Origin of the sequence: Micromonospora sp. NPDC049366, assembly GCF_044466625.1 — a bacterium.
Classification (GTDB): Bacteria; Actinomycetota; Actinomycetes; order Mycobacteriales; family Micromonosporaceae; genus Micromonospora.
The window spans coordinates 101623-118036 of record NZ_JBITMV010000009.1 but is presented as its reverse complement, the minus strand read 5'-3'; the positions used below and the strand labels follow the sequence as shown (position 1 = coordinate 118036).

The window sequence follows — 16414 nt, the reverse complement described above, 5'->3', positions numbered from 1 at the left end:
GTCGGGTCAGCGCAGTTCGTTGATGCGGATCAGGTTGCCGGTCGGATCACGGAAGGCGCAGTCGCGAACACCGTACGGCTGCTCGGTGGGCTCCTGGACGACGTCGGCGCCGCTGGCCTCGAGGCGCTCGAAGAGGGCGTCGAGGTCGTCGCTGGCGAGGGTGACGGCGCCGTAGCTGCCCTTGGCGATGAGTTCGAGGATGGTGCGGCGTTCGTCGTCGGTGATGCCGGGGTCGACCGCCGGCGGGTGCAACACGATGGAGGTGCCGGGCTGGTTGGGCGGGCCGACGGTCAGCCAGCGCATGCCGTCGTAGCCGACGTCGTTGCGGACCTCGAAACCGAGGGTGTCGCGGTAGAAGGCGAGGGCGGCCTCGGCGTCGGTGTGCGGGAGGAAGGCGTAGTGGATGCTGATGGTCATGGCGGTCACGCTAGTTGCGGCTGCGGGCCGGGCGCTTCTCGATTCCTGATCGGTCTGGTGACCTGTTTGGTCAGGCAGGTGGGCATCTCCGGGGTGGCGGGCGCGTGGCGGGCGCGGTAGGCGCTGGGCGGGACGCCGACCAGTTCGGTGAAGCGGGTGCTGAAGGTGCCCAGGGAGGAGCAGCCGACCGCGAAGCAGACCTCGGTGACGCTCAGGTCGCCCCGGCGCAGCAGGGCCATGGCCCGTTCGATGCGGCGGGTCATGAGGTAGGAGTAGGGCGACTCGCCGTAGGCCTGGCGGAACTGGCGGCTGAGGTGCCCGGCGGACATGTTGGCGCCGCGGGCGAGCGCTTCGACGTCGAGGGGTTTCGCGTAGTCCCGGTCGATCCGGTCGCGGACGCGGCGCAGCCGGGCGAGGTCGCGTAGCCGCTGCTCATCGGCGGGTCTGCTGCTCACGTGCTGGATGGTGCCACAGGGGGCCGACAGTTGCCCACGAACGCGGCCTCGTGGGCGTGGCAGGTCAGGCAGTGTCGGCGGCGGCGCGCAGGCCGGTCAGCAGGGCGGTCAGGATGCGGGTGAGCTGGGGGCCGACGTCGACGGCGGCGTGGGCGAGCTCGGGGTGGGTCTCGTAGAGGGTGCGCAGTGGGGTGCCGGGCGCGGCCATCTGCCAGAGCGCGCCGGCCATGCCGGTGGCGGTGGCGACCACGTCGACGGCCTGCCGGTCGGTGAGGTGCAGCAGGCGGCGCAGGTCGCGGACGATCGTGTCGCCCACGCCCAGGACGCTCGTCTTGAAGCGGCGGGCGGCGTCGAGCGACACGTTGCGTTCGAGGTTGAGCGGGGCCTGGGAGAGCAGGTCGCAGAAGAAGGGCCGGTCGGTCAGCGACTGGGCGACGGCGGCCGCGACGGTCTCGGGGGTGGCCGGGTCGAGGGTGTCGAGGGACGCGCGCACGCCGGTGGACCACTCCTGCCAGCCTTCGGCGGTGAGGGTCAGGAAGATCTGCTCACGGGTCTCGAAGTAGCGCAGCATGGCGGATTTGTGCATGCCGACGGCCGCCGCGATGTCGGTGAGGGTGACCTCGCGGACGCTGCGGCGGGTGCCGAGGGCCCGCGCGGCGTCGAGGATCGCGCGTTCGCGGAGCTGCTTGGCCTCGTCGCTGCGGGCGCGTTGCTTCGGGGTCGTGGACATCACACCCACATTAACACAACTCCGTTGCGGTATTAACGAAACCGTGTTTTGCTAGACGCATGGTCAAGACATGGTTCATCACCGGCTCGTCCCGCGGCTTCGGCCGAGCCCTCACGACCGCCGCGCTGGAGGCCGGCGACCAGGTCGTCGCCACCGCGCGTACGCCCGAGCAGCTCTCCGACCTCGTCGAGCAGTACGGCGAGCGCGTCCTGCCGGTGGCCCTCGACGTCACCCAGGCGGCCGCCGTCGAGGCCGCCATCCGCACGGCGGTGCAGCGTTTCGGTCGGCTCGACGTGATCGTCAACAACGCCGGGTACGCGAACCTCGCGCCGATCGAGAGCGGCACCGAGGAGGACTTCCGGCGCCAGTTCGAGACGAACTTCTGGGGCGTCTACCACGTCTCGCGGGCGGCGGTGCCGGTGCTGCGGGAACAGGGCGGCGGCACGATCATCCAGTTCTCGTCCCTCGGCGGCCGGGTCGGCGGTAGCCCCGGCCTGGGCTCGTACCAGGCGGCGAAGTTCGCCGTCGACGGCTTCACCCGGGTGCTCGCGGCCGAGACGGCGCCGTTCGGCATCCGCACCCTCGTCGTGGAGCCCAGCGGCTTCGCCACCGACTGGGCGGGCTCCTCGATGCAGGTGCACGACATTCCGCCGGAGTACGAGAACACCGTCGGCCTGCGCCGGCAGCCCAACCCGATGCTCACCGCCGGCGACCCGAAGCGCGCCGCCGAGATCCTGGTCCGCATGATGGACCGTCGTGACCTGCCGTCGCACCTGCCCATCGGGGCGCTCGCGGCGCAGATGGCCCTGGACTACTCGCGCCGGCAGATCGACGAGGCCAGCACGTGGGAGCAGGTCAGCCGCTCCGCCGACTTCGAACAGCCGTACCCGGTGGACCTGCCGCCGGAGCGACCCGCGACGGCCGGCTGAACGCGGGCGTCGCCGCGGGCCGGGGTGACCCGCGGCGACGTGGACGCGCCGTCGACCCGCGCTCAGGACCAGTCGACCTGCGGTGACGGGTAGAAGTTGACGTCCCGCAGGCGCCAGCGGGGTGCCTGCTCCCCCAGCCTCGCCCGGAACGACTCCCAGTCGTGGCTGGCCCGGCTCGACCAGCCCAGCTCGGCGATCGCGGGCAGGCGCGGGAACGCCATGAACTCGATGTCCTCGATCGAGCGCAGCGTCTCCGACCACAGCGGCGCCTCGACGCCCAGGACCGACTGCTCACCGACGCCGGCGACCCGGGTCGCCGGGTCCCAGTCGTACGCGTCGCGGACCTCGATGTAGGCGGCCCACGACAGGCCCAGCGGCGTGGCCCGGTCGTACTTCATGTCGAGGTACGCCTTGTTCGCCGGCGACATGACCACCTTGTTGCCCCGCGCGGCGGCCTCGGCCAGGTCGGCGTTGCTGGTGCCGGTGCCCCAGAACTGGGCCACCACATCGGTGGGCGGGTCGACCTGCATGACCTCGTTCCAGCCGTAGGCGCGCTTGCCGTACTTGGCGACCAGCGGCAGCACCCGCTGCATGAACGTGCGGTACTCCTCGTCGGTGGTGGCGTGCGCCTCGTCCCCGCCGACGTGCAGGAACGGCCCCGGGGTGATCGCGGCGAGCTCGCGGATGACGTCCTCCACGAACCGGTAGGTGAGCTCGTCGTCGATGCACAGGGAGCTGTAGCCCACCGCGATGTCGGTGCGCGGCGCGGGGGCGACACCGTCGCAGTTGAGCTCGGCGTACGTCGACTGGGCGGCGTTGGTGTGCCCCGGCATGTCGATCTCCGGGACGATCGTGATGTGGCGGGCGGCGGCGTACGCGACCACGGCCCGGTAGTCGGCCTTCGTGAGGAAGCCGGGGCCGACGCCGTCGACGCCGGTGCCCGGGCCGCCGCCGACCGTGGTCAGCCGCGGCCAGGAGTCGATCTGGATGCGCCAGCCCTGGTCGTCGGTCAGGTGCAGGTGCAGGTAGTTGATTTTGTACTGGCTGAGCAGGTCGACGTACGCGTTGATCTCGTCGACGGTGTGGAAGTGCCGGGCGAGGTCGAGCATCGCGCCCCGGTACGCGAACCGTGGATGATCGACGATCCGACCGCCGGGCACCGTCCAGGTGGTGCGCTGGCGGGTCGGGGCCTCGATCGTCGCGGGCAGCAGTTGGCGCAGCGTCTGGACGCCGGCGAACAGGCCGGCCTCGGTCCTGGCCCGGATCGTCACCCGCTGGCGGGTGACGTCGAGCTGGTAGCCCTCGGCGCCGACGCGCGCGTCCGCGCCGCCGATGAGCAGGGCGATCTCGGGCAGCGGCGTCGAACGGACCGGCAGGACCGGCAGCGGGTAGCCGGTCGCGGGGCGCAGCGTCTGCGCGAGTTGCCGACCGACCCGCCAGGCGGCGGCCGAGCCGGGTGCGGTGCGGATGACGGTGTGCGGGCGGAGGGTGAACGTGCCCCGGCTGTCGGGGCTGGTCTCGACGGGCGCGGGGATGACGTCGCTCAGCTGCCGTTGCGGGGCGGCGGGCGTGGCGGCGGCCGGGGCCGCGGGCAGGATGATCGGCAGTCCGAGTGCGGCTGTGGCCAGCAGCCGCGTCAGGATGTGGCGGCGACGCATGAGGACCTCCAGACCTCGACCTGATCGGTGGCGGTCGATCGGTTTCCGCACGCTACCCGCGCCGGGCCCGGACTGTAAACCTTCCTTATCGTGTCGGGGTCGACCTCACCCGCTCGGCCACCACCTCGACCGGCCGACACGGCGCATCGGTGGCGAGGCGGGCGTGCAGGTGCATGTCGTGCCAGCCGTCGGTGTGCAGCGCCTCGGCGCGCTTGGTGCCCTCGGCGGCGAACCCGGCGCGCTCGGCCACCCGGCAGGAGGCCGGGTTGGCGGTGGAGTGGGCCAGCTCCACCCGGTGCAGGCCCAGGACGGTGAAGGACCAGCCGGCCAGCGCCGCCAACGCGCTCGGGGCGACGCGCCGACCCCGGGCGGCGGGCAGCACCCAGTACGACACCTCGGCCAGACCCTCGGCCAGGTCGAGGCGGCGCAGGCTGATCTGGCCCAGGACACCACCCGGGTCGTCGGCGTCGACGACCGCCCACCCGGCCCCGGTCTCGCCGTGCCACCGTCGCGGCCAGGCGTCGATCCAGTCGCGGGCCTCGTCGTCGGTCATCGAGCGGCAGTGCCAGCGGCGGATGGCCGGGTCGGCGTAGGCGGCGGCCACCGCCGGGCCGTCGTCGGGCCGCCAGGGGCGCAGACGTACGCGGTCGCCGCCGAGCTCCGGTTGGGTCAGCCGGGCCAGAGCGCCGGGGGCGAGGGCGGGGGCGACGAGACTGGGCATGCGACCGATTATCGGGGGCTCGTGGTGCTTCGGAGCGGCTGGCCCGGTCGTCGCGGGTGCGGGCCGGCGCCGGAGAACGGCGGTACCGGGCCGCGTTTCGCCGGTGACGAGAGGGCCACCCGACGTTGCGCCGGTCCTCGTGATGGGCGATCATCGATCTCACCTGCGCCAGGGGGAGGTCGCGTGGGCAAACGGATCGCGGGGGTTCTCCGTCGCCGTCTGCGCTGGCGCCTGCGCCGGACCGCCGGCTCCGCCGCCCTGGTGGTGCTCTCCGTGGCACTGCTCGCCTGGGGTCGGTCCGAGGACGGCTACAACCGGGACGTGCTGCTCAACATCGGCGCCAGCGTCGTCATCGTCGCGCTCACGTACGCGATCTTCGACCCGCTCTTCGAGGAGCTGCGACGGTCCCGGGTGGAGGAGCATCCACGCCTGGACGACGAGGAGTTCAGCGCGCACGTGGCCGGCGCGACCAGCATGGTGGCGATCATGGACACCGGCAGTCACCTGCTCGAGGGCGGTGGCCGGGAACGATTCCTGAACGCGCTGCGCACCGCGCTGGGCAACGGGGTGGTCGTCCGGGTGCTGCTGCTCGACCCCGACTCGGCCGCCGCCTCCCAGCGGGCCGAGGAGATCCGGCCGATCGACGTCCGCAGGGTGCTGGTGGACAACCTGCGGCGGCTCAACGAGTTCGCCACGTCACTCGACAAGGCGCTGCGGGCGCGGTTCCACGTACGCATCTACGACGCGTCGCCGTCGATCCACATGTTCCGCTGGGACGACAAGGCCCTCATCTCGTTCTTCCCCATCGGGGCGCGGGCGTCGGCGTCACCACACCTCGAGGTGTTCATCGCCAGTCCGCTCGGTGACTTCGTGGAGAGCCGCTTCGACGAGTTGTGGCGCCACCCCAGCACCCGGCACCTCGACGAGTACGTGTGCCTGCCGTTGACGGTCAGCCGCGGGCCGACGGTGCTGCGCTCGTGTGAGGTGCACTTCGTCGCCGAGGGCGACGAGTGGTGCATCGACGGCTCGCCGATGGTGGACCAGTTGACCGACCACGGCACCGGCCCGCTGGAGGTGCGGCTGTCCCGGCCGTTGCCCGTGAACGGATGGGCGGGCACGTCGTTCCGACTGGCGCGGGTGGACGGGGACGAGGAACGGATGCGGGTGCTGGCGTTGTTCGACGCGAAGTACGGCCCACGCAACGTCACCGGTCCGGGTCGGGCCCGCATCGCGCTGCGGCTCATCCCCCGGCTGGAACTGCTCAGCGGCGTCGGCGACGTGGTGTCCGACGACGGCGCGGAGGTGACCGGCACGGCGTGACCGACGCCCGACGCGGGTCGACCCGGACGGCGATCGACGGATCCCGGGCGCGCGGTCGACCGGGACGGTCCCGGGCGAGGGCCGACCGTTCGGCTCACCGCAGCGACCGTCCGGCGACGAGCAGGTTTGTATACGGTTTCCCGTGGCCCGGTGGCGGGGGCATGAAGTGAGGAGGAGTTCCCATCCTCACCGGAGAGGAAGCACCGGCATGCTTTCCGCACTCGATCGTCGGCACACCGTCGCGCCGCCGGGGTACAGCCGTTGGCTGATTCCCCCGGCGGCGTTGGCGATCCATCTCTGCATCGGGCAGGTCTACGCGACGAGCGTGTACAAGAACTCGCTCATCGCTCACTTCGACACGAGTCAGACCGCGATCGGCGTGATCTTCAGTATCGCGATCGTGATGCTCGGGCTCTCCGCCGCCGTCGCCGGCACGTGGGTGGAGGCGAACGGACCACGCAAGGCGATGTTCGTCTCCGCGTCCTTCTGGGCGGCCGGGTTCCTGGTCGGTGCGCTGGGCATCGCGACCCGACAGCTGTGGCTGCTCTACCTGGGCTATGGCCTGCTGGGCGGCATCGGGCTGGGCATCGGCTACATCTCTCCCGTGTCCACGTTGATCAAGTGGTTCCCGGACCGGCCGGGTCTGGCCACCGGGCTGGCCATCATGGGGTTCGGGGGCGGCGCCATGGTGGCCTCTCCCCTGTCCCGCCAACTCTTGTCGCTCTACGACTCCGGTTACGACCCGGCGAACGCCGGCTCCACGGCATCCGGCGGCGCGCTGGTGTGGCTGTTCGTGACGCTGGGCGTCGGCTACTTCCTGATCATGATGTTCGGCGTGTTCAACGTACGCGTGCCGGCGCCGCACTGGCGGCCGGCGGGCTTCGACCCGGCGCTGGTGGCGGAGAAGCCGTTGGTGACGTCGGCGAACGTGTCGGCGGCGAACGCGGTCAGGACCCGCTCGTTCTGGCTGCTGTGGGTGGTGCTGTTCTGCAACGTCACCGCCGGCATCGGGATCCTGGAACAGGCGAGCCCCATGATCCAGGACTTCTTCCGCGACAACGGCACCTCCGCGGTGTCGGTGGCGGCGGCGGGCGGGTTCGTGGGCCTGCTGTCGCTGTTCAACATGGCGGGCCGGTTCGTGTGGTCGTCCACCTCGGACGTGATCGGCCGCAAGCCGATCTATCTGCTGTACCTCGGTGTCGGCATGGTGCTGTACGCGCTGCTGGCCCTGGTGGGGCACGCGGCGACGGCGCTGTTCGTCCTGCTGGCGTGCGTGATCCTCTCCTTCTACGGGGGCGGCTTCGCGACGGTGCCGGCATACCTGCGGGACCTGTTCGGCACGTTCCAGGTCGGCGCCATCCACGGACGGCTGTTGACGGCGTGGTCGGCGGCCGGGATCGCCGGGCCGCTGATCGTCAACGGGTTCCTCGACGCGCAGGGCGAGCCGGGGACGCTGACGGCGGCGGCGTACCGGCCGGCGCTGTTCACGATGGTCGGGGTGCTGGCGGTGGGGTTCATCGCGAACCTGCTGGTCCGTCCGGTGCCCGAGCGGTTCCACGAACGGACGGCGCCGGATCCCGGCGGCGCGGTCGAGGCGACGACGGCGCAGAGGAGTGGTACGCGATGAACGAGGTCGAACCGCGCGGGCAGCGGGCCCGCCTGTGGATCTCCTGGCTGGTGGTGTCGGCGCTCCTGGGCTACGGCGTGATCCAGACGCTGATCACCGCCGCCAAACTCTTCACGAGTTGACCCCCTCCCCGCGCGGGGAGTGCGGGTGGGGGTCGGGTTAGAGGCCGCCGGAGACGCGGAGGACGGTGCCGGTCGTGTAGGAGGCGTCGGGGGTGAGCAGCCAGGCGATCGCGGCCGCCACCTCGTCGGCCTCCCCGGCCCGGCCCAACGGAATGCGACCGGCGGCGGTGTCGGGACGGTCGGGCACCCCGGAGACGGCGTGGATGTCCGTGCGGATGATGCCGGGGGCGACCGCGTTGACCCGGATGCCACGAGGGGCGAGCTCCTTGGCCAGACCGACGGTGAGGGTGTCGGTGGCGGCCTTCACCGCGGCGTAGTGGACGTACTCGCCCGGGCTGCCGAGGGTGGCGGCGGCGGACGACACGTTGACGATGGCCCCACCGGCGCTCATCCGGCGGGCCGCCTGCTGGGCGCAGAGGACGTACCCGATGAGGTTGACGTCGACGACGCGGCGCAGGTCGCCGGCATCCAGGTCGACGAACGGGCCGATCGGGCTGGTGACGCCGGCGTTGTTGACCAAACCGGTGAGGTCACCGAGGTCGGCGGCGGCGTCGAACAGCGCGGTGACCTGGTCGGCGTCGGTGGTGTCGGCCGGCACGGCGAGGCCGCGGCGACCGGCGGCGTGAATGTCGGCGAGGACCGCCTGGGCGGCGTCGTGGTCCCGCCGGTAGCCGAAGGCGACGTGGTGGCCGGCCCGGGCGAGCCGGCGGGCGGTGGCGGCGCCGATGCCGCGGCTGCCGCCGGTGATGACGGTGACCGGTTCCAACGTGTCCCTCCCTCTGCCGCAGACGATGCCGCGACGCTACCGTGACCGGCACGAACCGAGGCGGAGGTGAAGATCACATGACGCGGGCGTTGGTGCTGGGCGGCGGTGGGGTCACCGGGGTGGCGTGGGAGTGGGGGCTGCTCGCCGGTCTCGCGGAGCGGGGCGTGCCGCTGGCCGAGGCGGACCTCGTCGTGGGCACGTCCGCCGGGTCGATGGTGGGCGCGCAGCTCTGCTCCGGCCGGGCCCCCGAAGAGGCGTACGCCGGACAGCTCGCCCCGCCGCACGGCGAGGTGGCCGCCCGGTTCGGGCTCGCCGAGATGGCGAAGCTGGTGTGGGCCGGCGCCCGCCGGGACCCGGTTCGGGCGCGAGCGCGCATCGGCGCGATGGCGATCGCCGCGCGTACGCCCTCGGAGGTGTCGCGGCGCGCGGTGATCGAGGCACGGTTGCCGGCCCGGGAGTGGCCGGCGCGGCGGCTGCTGGTCACGGCGGTGGACGCGCACTCCGGCGAGTTCGTCGTCTTCGACGCGGGCTCCGGGGTGTCGTTGGTGGACGCGGTCGGGGCCAGCTGCGCGGTGCCCGGCGTGTGGCCGCCGGTGACGATCGGCGACCGCCGGTACGTCGACGGGGGCATGCGGTCGCCGGTCAACGCGGACCTGGCCGCCGGCGCGCGGGCCGTGGTGGTGCTGGCGCCCACGGCCGCCGCGTTCGGCCCGATGCCACGGCTGGCCGCGCAGGTGGCCGCGTTGCGGGCGGAGGGGGCGCGGGTCGCGGTGGTGGCGCCGGACGCGGCGGCGCGTGAGGCGATCGGCCGCAACGTGCTCAACCCGGCGCGCCGCGCGGCCGCCGCCCGGGCGGGCCGCGACCAGGCCGCCACCGTCGCCGACGACATCGCGGCGGTCTGGGGCTGACCCTCCGCGCCGCACTGCTCTAGGCTCCGCGCGTCGGTGTCGATGCGGAGGTGGCCTGGTGCTGGACGTCGGGGACGTGGTGGAGGACTTCGCGCTGCCGGACCAGACGGGGACGGTGCGGCGGCTGTCGGAGCTGCTGGCGGCGGGGCCCGTCGTGTTGTTCTTCTACCCGGCGGCGATGACCCGCGGCTGCACGGCCGAGAGCTGTCACTTCCGGGACCTGGCCGCGGAGTTCGCGGCCGTGGGCGCCCAGCGGGTGGGCATCAGCCGCGACCCGGTGACGCGGCAGGCGGAGTTCGCCCAGCTGCACGGGTTCGACTATCCACTGCTGTCGGACGTCGACGGGACGGTCGCGACGGCGTTCGGGGTGCGGCGTCGGCTGCCGCTGGGGCCGCTGAGCACGCGGCGGGTGACGTACGTGATCGGCGCCGACCGGAGCATCATCGCCGTGGTGCAGAGCGCGACGAACATGAACGAGCACGCCGACGCGGCGCTGCGCGCCCTGGGGGGTTGATCGTCCGCGTGTCGCAGCCGCCTGGTATCAACGCTGGCATCCAAACGTGTGTACGGAAGAGGGCGTGATGGCGGGCCAGGGTTTGTCCACTGACGAGGTGCAGGGCATCCGAGAGGCGTTGGCCGCGGGCCGCAAGCCGAAGGTGGTGTTCACGGCGGCGGCGGGTCAGATGGCGGGGCAGCTCGGGCAGGTGGTCGAGTTGACCGACCCGGAGGTGTCCGAGGAGTTCGTGGTGGTGCGGTTCGGCCGCGACGAGCTGCCCTTCTCCCCCGCCGACGTGGCGATCGCGCCGCGCGGCGCCGGCCGCAAGGCGCCGGAGACGGCGCCGCAGGTCGAGGAGGAGCCGGCACCGGCCGAGCCGGAGTTCGTGTTGGACACGCCGCGGGTGCCGGCGCCGCGTCGGGAGGAGCCGAAGGTGGAACAGCAGGTGGAGCAGCAGGCGGAGACGAAGCCGGCACGCCGGCCGGTGAAGGCCGCGAAGCCGAAGAGCCCGGCCGGGTTGACGGTGACCCTGGCCTACGCCGAGGGCGAGTGGACGGTCGCGGCCCAGCAGGGCAGCAAGGCCCTCGCGAAGCCGTACGTGGTGAAGCCGGCGGAGGCGCTGCGCATGGTGGCGCTGGTCGACGTGCCCGGCGTGCAGGAGGCCGTGGAGCAGATCCTCGCCGCCGAGCGGGCCGAGGCGGAGCAGCAGGCCGAGAAGCTGCGCGCCGAGTTGGCCGAGATCGAGGCCCGACTGGCGGAGCTGCGCGAGACCCCCTGACCGGTGACGCGCCCCGCCCGGTCGTCGTCGGGCGGGGCGGCGGGTCAGAGAGGTGTCGTCAGGCGGGCGATCACTGTGGTGGCGGGGCCGGTGGTGGCGTTCCGGTAGCCGGTGCCCGCCCACAGGTGCAGCCGGTCCGGATGTCCCGCCGCCGCGGCCGCCGCGCGCATCCCCCGGGTCAGGTGGTGCAGCTCCGGGTAGCCCAGCGGCGCCGACGGCTCGTGCCGGTCGATGAACGTGTTGCGCAGCCCCCGCGCGGGCCGGCCGGTGAAGGCGCGGGTCAGCACGGTGCCGGTGCGGGCCGGGTCGGCCAGCGCGTCGCGGTGCGTCCGGCTGGCCCCACTCTCGTCGGTGCGCAGCAGCAGGGTGCCGACGGCCACCGCGGTCGCGCCGACGGCGAGCAGGTCGCGTACGTCGTCGGGGCCGGCGACTCCGCCGGTGGCCACCACGGGCAGCCCCGTCGCCGCGACCACGTCGCGTACCAGCGGGCGGGTGGAGCGGGGCGGCGCCGGCCGGCGTGGGGTGTGGGTGCCGCTGTGCCCGCCCGCCTCGGTGCCCTGCGCGACGAGACCGTCGGCGCCGAGGTCGAGCGCGGCGCGCGCCTCGTCGACCGAGGTCACCGTGACCAGCACCCGGGTGCCGGCCCGGCGCAGGGCGGTGACGGCCGCCGGGTCGGGCAGGCCGAAGGTGAAGCTGACCACCGGCACCGGGTGGCGCACCAGCAGGTCGATCTTGTCGGCCCAGTGGTCGTCGTCGTGCACCGGCGCCGCGGCGGTGAGGTCGAGGCCGTACGGCTCGCCCTCGGCGGCGATCTCCCGCGCGTACCGGCGGAACGTCGGCTCGTCGATCTCGGGTGGGCCGGGCACGAACAGGTTCACCCCGCACGGCGTGCCGGTGGCGGCGAGGTCGGCCAGGTCGGCGGCGACCGCCTCGGCGGTGCGGTAGCCGGCGGCGAGGAAGCCGAAGCCACCGGCGGCGGTGACGGCCCGCACCAGGGCGGGGGTCGTGGCGCCACCGGCCATCGGGGCGCCCACCAGCGGCGTCGGGGCACCGAACAGATCACTCACCGGCTCCACCCTAGCCGCGCCACCCACCGGCCCCGGACGGAACCAGCCGCGACCCTCCACGGCCGCGCCGCCGGCGTCGCGGTCGCGGAGGGCCCGCTGGACCAGCGGCCGGCGCCGGCCGCGGAAAAGGCGCCCGCCGGCCCGCCCCGGGGAATGAGGGGAGCGGGCGGGCCGGCGGGCGGGTCCTCAGTGCTGCGGGATGTGGACCACGCCGATCCGCTTGCGGAACACCCAGTACGTCCAGCCCTGGTAGGCGAGCACGATCGGGGTGAACACCACCGCCACCCAGGTCATGATCTTCAGGGTGTACGGGGTGGAGGCCGCGTTGGTGGCGGTCAGCGTGCCGGCCGCGTCCAGGGTGGAGGGCAGCACGTTGGGGAAGAGCGCGGCGAACAGGGTCGCCACGGCCAGGCCGATCGCCACGGCGGTGCCGGTGAACGCCCAGCCCTCCCGGCGTACGCGGGCGGCGGCGAGACCACCGAGCAGGGCGAGTGCCGCGCCGACGGCGAGCACGACGGCGGCCGTGCTGGACCGGATGCCCAGCGTCCAGGTGAGGAACGCGACGGCGAGGACGGCGGTGACCACGCCGACGCGCACGGCGAGGGCGCCGGCCCGCTCGCGGATGTCGCCGACGGTCTTCAGGGCGACGAACACCGCGCCGTGGGTGAGGAACAGCGCCGCGGTGGTCGCGCCGCCGAGCAGGGCGTACGGGTTGAGCAGGTTGAACAGGCCGCCGACGTACTCGTGTTCGGCGTTGAGCGGCACGCCGCGCAGGATGTTGGCGAACGCCACGCCCCACAGCACGGCGGGCACCAGGGAGCCGAAGAAGATCGCGGCGTCCCAGCGGCGCTTCCAGGACTGCTCGGGGCGCTTGTGCCGGTATTCGAAGGCGACGCCGCGGGCGATCAGGGCGAGCAGGATCAGCAGCAGCGGCAGGTAGAAGCCGGAGAAGAGGGTCGCGTACCACTCGGGGAAGGCGGCGAACATCGCGCCGCCGGCGGTGATCAGCCATACCTCGTTGCCGTCCCACACCGGGCCGATGGTGTTGATCAGGACGCGGCGTTCCCGGTCGTCGCGGCCGAGCACGGGCAGCAGCATGCCGACGCCGAAGTCGAAGCCCTCCAGGATGAAGTAGCCGGTGAAGAGCACGGCGACGAGCAGGAACCAGATGGTCGTGAGGTCCACGGTGTGCGCTCCCGGGTCAGTAGGCGAAGGCGAGCGGGCGCTCGGCGTCGTCGTGGCTGTCGTCGATCTCGGGCTGTGGCGTCAGGTCGGGTACGCCGGCCTTGGCGTAGCGGACCAGCAGCTTGAACTCGATCACGGCGAGGGTCGCGTAGATCAGAGTGAACGCGGTGAACGAGGTGAGCACCTCGGTCAGCGACACGCTGCGGGAGACGCCGTTGCGGGTGAGCATCTCGCCGAAGACGATCCAGGGCTGGCGGCCCATCTCGGTGAAGATCCAGCCGAAGGAGTTCGCGACCAGTGGCAGCACGGGCATGACCAGGCCGGCGCGCAGCAGCCACTCGCTGCGCGGGGCGCGGCCCTTGCGGTGGGTCCAGAGCACCAGCAGGGCGATCGCCGCGGCGGCCAGCCCGAAGGCGATCATGAAGCGGAAGCTCCAGTAGGTGACCGGGATGATCGGTGCGTAGTTGCCCGGGCCGTACTGGCTGGCGTACTGGGCCTGCAGGTCGTCGATGCCGTGCACGGTGCCGCGCGGGTCACCGGTGCCGAGGTACGACAGCAGGTACGGGATCTTGATGGCGAACAGTTCGCGGCTGCCGTCCAGGCTGCCGACGGTGAGGACGGAGAACGAGGCGGGGCTCTCTGTGTTGTAGAGGCCCTCGGCGGCGGCCATCTTCATCGGCTGCACCTGGGTCATGATCTTGCCCTGGATGTCGCCGGTGATGACGACGCCGGCGGCGGCGATCAGGGTGACCCAGGAGCCGAACTTGGCGGCGAACCGGTAGGTGGGGGTGTCGGCCGAGTCGCGGTTGCGGATCAGGTGCCACATCGCGACGGCGACCAGCAGCGAGCCGGCCACCAGGAACGCGCCCGCGATGGTGTGCGGGAAGGTGATGAGGGCGACCTTGTTGGTGAGCACCGCGACGAAGTCGGTCAGCTCGGCGCGCCCGGTGTCGGGGTTGACGCGGTAGCCGACCGGGTTCTGCATGAAGGAGTTCGCGGCGAGGATGAAGTACGCGGACAGGTTGGTGCCGATCGCGGCGGCCCAGATTGCGGCCAGGTGTAGCCGCTTGGGCAGCCGGTCCCAGCCGAAGATCCACAACCCGATGAAGGTGGACTCGAGGAAGAACGCGACCAGCGCCTCGATCGCCAGGGGCGCCCCGAAGATGTCGCCCACGAAGCGGGAGTAGTCGCTCCAGTTCATGCCGAACTGGAACTCCTGCACGATGCCGGTGACCACGCCCATGGCGAAGTTGATGAGGAAGAGCTTGCCGTAGAACTTGGTGAGCTTGAGGTAGCGCTCGTTGCCGGTGCGGTGCCACATCGTCTGCAGGATGGCGACCAGCACGGACAGGCCGATGGTCAACGGCACGAAGAGGAAGTGGTAGACGGTGGTGACACCGAACTGCCAGCGGGCGACGTCCAACGCGTCCACCTGGAACCCCCAGCTGTTCATACTACGGGACGTAGTAAATACTACTGCCCGTCGTAGAGAAATGGGCAGGGGCGGGGGGCCCGAACCGACCCGGGACCAATGACCCTGATCACCCGGGCCGTCCGAACTCCCCGGGCGGACCCGTGCGACCATTCACCGCTGATGGACACCGCCCGCGCCACCTGGCAGCCGCCCGCGATCTGGCGTACCGCCCAACTGCTCGCGCGCGGCGTCGTCGGCGCCGTCGCCCGGCTCGAGGTCACCGGTCAGGTGCCCGAGGAGCTGCGCCGCGGGCCGCTGGTCCTCGCCGCCAACCACATCAGCCCGTTCGACCCGGTCGTGCTCACCGCCGGGTGCCGGGCCCGGGGCGTCGCCCCCCGGATCATGGCCACCGGCGGGCTGTTCCGCGCCCCGCTGATCGGGGCCGCGATGCGCCGGGCCGGGCACATCCGCGTCGACCGGGGCACCGCCGCGGTCGGCCGGGCCCTCGACGACGCCGCCGCGGCCGTCGCCGCCGGCTCGGTGGTCCTGGTCTATCCGGAGGGCCGCATCGGCCTGGACCCCGGCATGTGGCCCGAGCGCGGCAAGACCGGCGCGGCCCGGCTCGCCCTCGCCTGCGACGCGCCGGTGATCCCGGTGGCGCAGTGGGGCTCCCACGAGGTGGTGCCGTACCGGTCGCCGAAGGGGCTGTTGCGCGGACTCGCCCGCTCGGTGGCGCGCCGGCCGGTGATCCGGGTGCACTTCGGCGACCCCGTCGACCTCGGCGGCCTCACCCGGGACACGCCGGGCTCGGCCCGCCGGGCCACCGACCGCATCATCGACGCGATCACCGACGCGCTGGTGCCGCTGCGTCCCGACGAGCCCGACCGGCCTCGACACGTCGACCCGGGCCGCCCGACCGACACCAGCCGCTCCCACCGCCGCCGCCCGACCTGACGGGATCGACGGTCAGCCGGCCAACCGGGCGTCGAGCGCGGCCAGGTCGGGCACGAACCAGACGTGGTCGTGCCGGTTGGACTCGGTGACCAGCGCGCGCAGCGCGCCACTGGCCGCGAGGTGAGTGGAGATGTCGCCGACGACCACCAGCCGCAGCCGGTAGTTGACGAACTTCTGCATGACCTCCCCGGCGAACCGGGTGCCCAGCGAGAAGAAGCTCGGGTCGAGCCGCTCGGCGGGCATCGCCACCACCTGCGCCCCGCCCCAGGCCGCGCCGCCGATCAGGTCCAGGGCCTGCTCGGTGGTGGCCACCGGCGGGCCGGCGGGGTCGCAGACGAGCACGGGCACTCCGGCGCGCTCCTCCAGCACGTCAGCCATGCTCACCCTCCCCGGAGAACAGGTCGTTGTCGCCGTGCAGCACGGCGTCGAGCAGTCGCAGCAGGTCGGCGGTGCCGGCGGCGTCGCCCAGGATCACGATCTTCACTCGGTGGCGTTCCTCGTCGTGGACGGTCTGCACGCGCAGGGGGCGTGCCTGGTCGTGATGGGTGTTGACCCCGGCGAGGACGACGGTGGCGAGCCGGTCGGCGGCGGCCCGGTCGACGCCGTCGAGCTGCACGATGCTCGACACCTCCAGCGTCGCGGGCGCGGCGGACGGGGCCGGTGCGGACCGGCCGGTCAGGGCGTCGAGGTCGGCGCGCGCGATCCGGTACTGCTTGCCGATCCGCACCGCCCGCAGCCGGCCGGTGCGGATGTAGCCGCGCACGGTGCGTACGTGCAGGCCCAAAAGCTCGGCGACCCGCTCCGCCGAGTACATGTCATTACTCATCGCACCCGATAATAGGCGGGTTAGGGAGCGATAGGGAAGTT

At 72.7% G+C, this 16414-nt stretch carries 19 protein-coding genes; 8 read left to right on the top strand and 11 right to left on the bottom strand.

Annotated elements, in window-relative coordinates; translation table 11 throughout:
- Positions 1-6: 6 nt before the first annotated feature.
- The 3 genes from ACIBTV_RS15045 to ACIBTV_RS15035 all read right to left on the bottom strand — a co-directional run bounded on the left by ACIBTV_RS15045 (position 7) and on the right by ACIBTV_RS15035 (position 1602).
- Positions 7-417 carry a VOC family protein gene (locus tag ACIBTV_RS15045; protein WP_396705109.1) on the bottom strand — a complete coding sequence of 137 codons (411 nt, stop codon included), beginning with the start codon at positions 415-417 and terminating at the stop codon, positions 7-9.
- Between the two features lie 5 nt (positions 418-422).
- Positions 423-872: a helix-turn-helix transcriptional regulator gene (locus ACIBTV_RS15040; protein ID WP_396705107.1), complete on the bottom strand. Its 450-nt coding sequence runs from the start codon at positions 870-872 to the stop codon at positions 423-425.
- A 64-nt stretch (positions 873-936) separates the two neighbouring features.
- A complete protein-coding gene (locus ACIBTV_RS15035; protein WP_396705106.1) occupies positions 937-1602 on the bottom strand; it encodes a TetR family transcriptional regulator in 666 nt (221 codons plus the stop codon).
- A gap of 59 nt (positions 1603-1661) precedes the next feature.
- Here ACIBTV_RS15035 and ACIBTV_RS15030 point away from each other — a divergent pair, with 59 nt between their 5' ends.
- Positions 1662-2531, top strand: coding sequence for an SDR family NAD(P)-dependent oxidoreductase (locus tag ACIBTV_RS15030; protein WP_396705104.1), 870 nt, complete (start codon positions 1662-1664; stop codon positions 2529-2531).
- Positions 2532-2593: 62 nt separating this feature from the next.
- Here the strand turns inward: ACIBTV_RS15030 and ACIBTV_RS15025 are convergent, their stop codons facing one another.
- Both ACIBTV_RS15025 and ACIBTV_RS15020 read right to left on the bottom strand, forming a co-directional pair.
- Complete coding sequence (locus ACIBTV_RS15025) at positions 2594-4189, bottom strand: beta-N-acetylhexosaminidase (RefSeq protein ID WP_396705102.1); 1596 nt, start codon at positions 4187-4189, stop codon at positions 2594-2596.
- Positions 4190-4274: 85 nt separating this feature from the next.
- Positions 4275-4910: a GNAT family N-acetyltransferase gene (locus ACIBTV_RS15020; protein ID WP_396705100.1), complete on the bottom strand. Its 636-nt coding sequence runs from the start codon at positions 4908-4910 to the stop codon at positions 4275-4277.
- Between the two features lie 183 nt (positions 4911-5093).
- Here ACIBTV_RS15020 and ACIBTV_RS15015 point away from each other — a divergent pair, with 183 nt between their 5' ends.
- From ACIBTV_RS15015 to ACIBTV_RS15005, 3 genes are all read left to right on the top strand, one after another.
- Positions 5094-6230 carry a hypothetical protein gene (locus ACIBTV_RS15015; RefSeq protein ID WP_396705098.1) on the top strand — a complete coding sequence of 379 codons (1137 nt, stop codon included), beginning with the start codon at positions 5094-5096 and terminating at the stop codon, positions 6228-6230.
- A 208-nt stretch (positions 6231-6438) separates the two neighbouring features.
- Positions 6439-7857: an OFA family MFS transporter gene (locus tag ACIBTV_RS15010; protein WP_396705096.1), complete on the top strand. Its 1419-nt coding sequence runs from the start codon at positions 6439-6441 to the stop codon at positions 7855-7857.
- Positions 7854-7979: a hypothetical protein gene (locus ACIBTV_RS15005; protein ID WP_396705094.1), complete on the top strand. Its 126-nt coding sequence runs from the start codon at positions 7854-7856 to the stop codon at positions 7977-7979. Before ACIBTV_RS15010 ends, ACIBTV_RS15005 begins: the two co-directional genes overlap by 4 nt.
- A 37-nt stretch (positions 7980-8016) precedes the next feature.
- Here the strand turns inward: ACIBTV_RS15005 and ACIBTV_RS15000 are convergent, their stop codons facing one another.
- The gene (locus ACIBTV_RS15000; RefSeq protein WP_091588818.1) at positions 8017-8745 is read right to left on the bottom strand and encodes an SDR family oxidoreductase; all 729 of its coding nucleotides are present in this window, start codon (positions 8743-8745) and stop codon (positions 8017-8019) included.
- A 77-nt stretch (positions 8746-8822) separates the two neighbouring features.
- Here ACIBTV_RS15000 and ACIBTV_RS14995 point away from each other — a divergent pair, with 77 nt between their 5' ends.
- The 3 genes from ACIBTV_RS14995 (at position 8823) to ACIBTV_RS14985 (ending at position 10927) form a co-directional block, all read left to right on the top strand.
- Positions 8823-9653, top strand: coding sequence for a patatin-like phospholipase family protein (locus ACIBTV_RS14995; protein ID WP_396705092.1), 831 nt, complete (start codon positions 8823-8825; stop codon positions 9651-9653).
- Positions 9654-9708: 55 nt separating this feature from the next.
- A complete protein-coding gene (locus ACIBTV_RS14990; protein ID WP_396705358.1) occupies positions 9709-10167 on the top strand; it encodes a peroxiredoxin in 459 nt (152 codons plus the stop codon).
- A gap of 67 nt (positions 10168-10234) precedes the next feature.
- Positions 10235-10927: a hypothetical protein gene (locus ACIBTV_RS14985; RefSeq protein ID WP_396705090.1), complete on the top strand. Its 693-nt coding sequence runs from the start codon at positions 10235-10237 to the stop codon at positions 10925-10927.
- Between the two features lie 44 nt (positions 10928-10971).
- Here the strand turns inward: ACIBTV_RS14985 and ACIBTV_RS14980 are convergent, their stop codons facing one another.
- The 3 genes from ACIBTV_RS14980 to ACIBTV_RS14970 all read right to left on the bottom strand — a co-directional run bounded on the left by ACIBTV_RS14980 (position 10972) and on the right by ACIBTV_RS14970 (position 14611).
- On the bottom strand, positions 10972-11994 hold the full coding sequence (locus ACIBTV_RS14980; RefSeq protein WP_396705088.1) for an NAD(P)H-dependent flavin oxidoreductase: 1023 nt from the start codon (positions 11992-11994) through the stop codon (positions 10972-10974).
- A 186-nt stretch (positions 11995-12180) separates the two neighbouring features.
- Complete coding sequence (gene cydB / locus ACIBTV_RS14975) at positions 12181-13179, bottom strand: cytochrome d ubiquinol oxidase subunit II (RefSeq protein WP_396705086.1); 999 nt, start codon at positions 13177-13179, stop codon at positions 12181-12183.
- A gap of 16 nt (positions 13180-13195) precedes the next feature.
- Entirely contained in the window at positions 13196-14611 is a 1416-nt protein-coding gene (locus ACIBTV_RS14970; RefSeq protein WP_396705356.1) for a cytochrome ubiquinol oxidase subunit I, read from the bottom strand.
- A 162-nt stretch (positions 14612-14773) separates the two neighbouring features.
- On the opposite strand from ACIBTV_RS14970, the gene ACIBTV_RS14965 reads away from it, so the two are divergent.
- The gene (locus tag ACIBTV_RS14965; protein WP_396705084.1) at positions 14774-15547 is read left to right on the top strand and encodes a lysophospholipid acyltransferase family protein; all 774 of its coding nucleotides are present in this window, start codon (positions 14774-14776) and stop codon (positions 15545-15547) included.
- Positions 15548-15559: 12 nt separating this feature from the next.
- Here ACIBTV_RS14965 and ACIBTV_RS14960 read toward each other — a convergent pair whose 3' ends face one another.
- Both ACIBTV_RS14960 and ACIBTV_RS14955 read right to left on the bottom strand, forming a co-directional pair.
- Positions 15560-15925: a DUF4180 domain-containing protein gene (locus tag ACIBTV_RS14960; protein WP_396705082.1), complete on the bottom strand. Its 366-nt coding sequence runs from the start codon at positions 15923-15925 to the stop codon at positions 15560-15562.
- Positions 15918-16373, bottom strand: coding sequence for a helix-turn-helix domain-containing protein (locus ACIBTV_RS14955; RefSeq protein ID WP_396705080.1), 456 nt, complete (start codon positions 16371-16373; stop codon positions 15918-15920). The genes ACIBTV_RS14960 and ACIBTV_RS14955 overlap by 8 nt, the downstream gene beginning before the upstream one ends.
- Positions 16374-16414 lie beyond the last annotated feature (41 nt).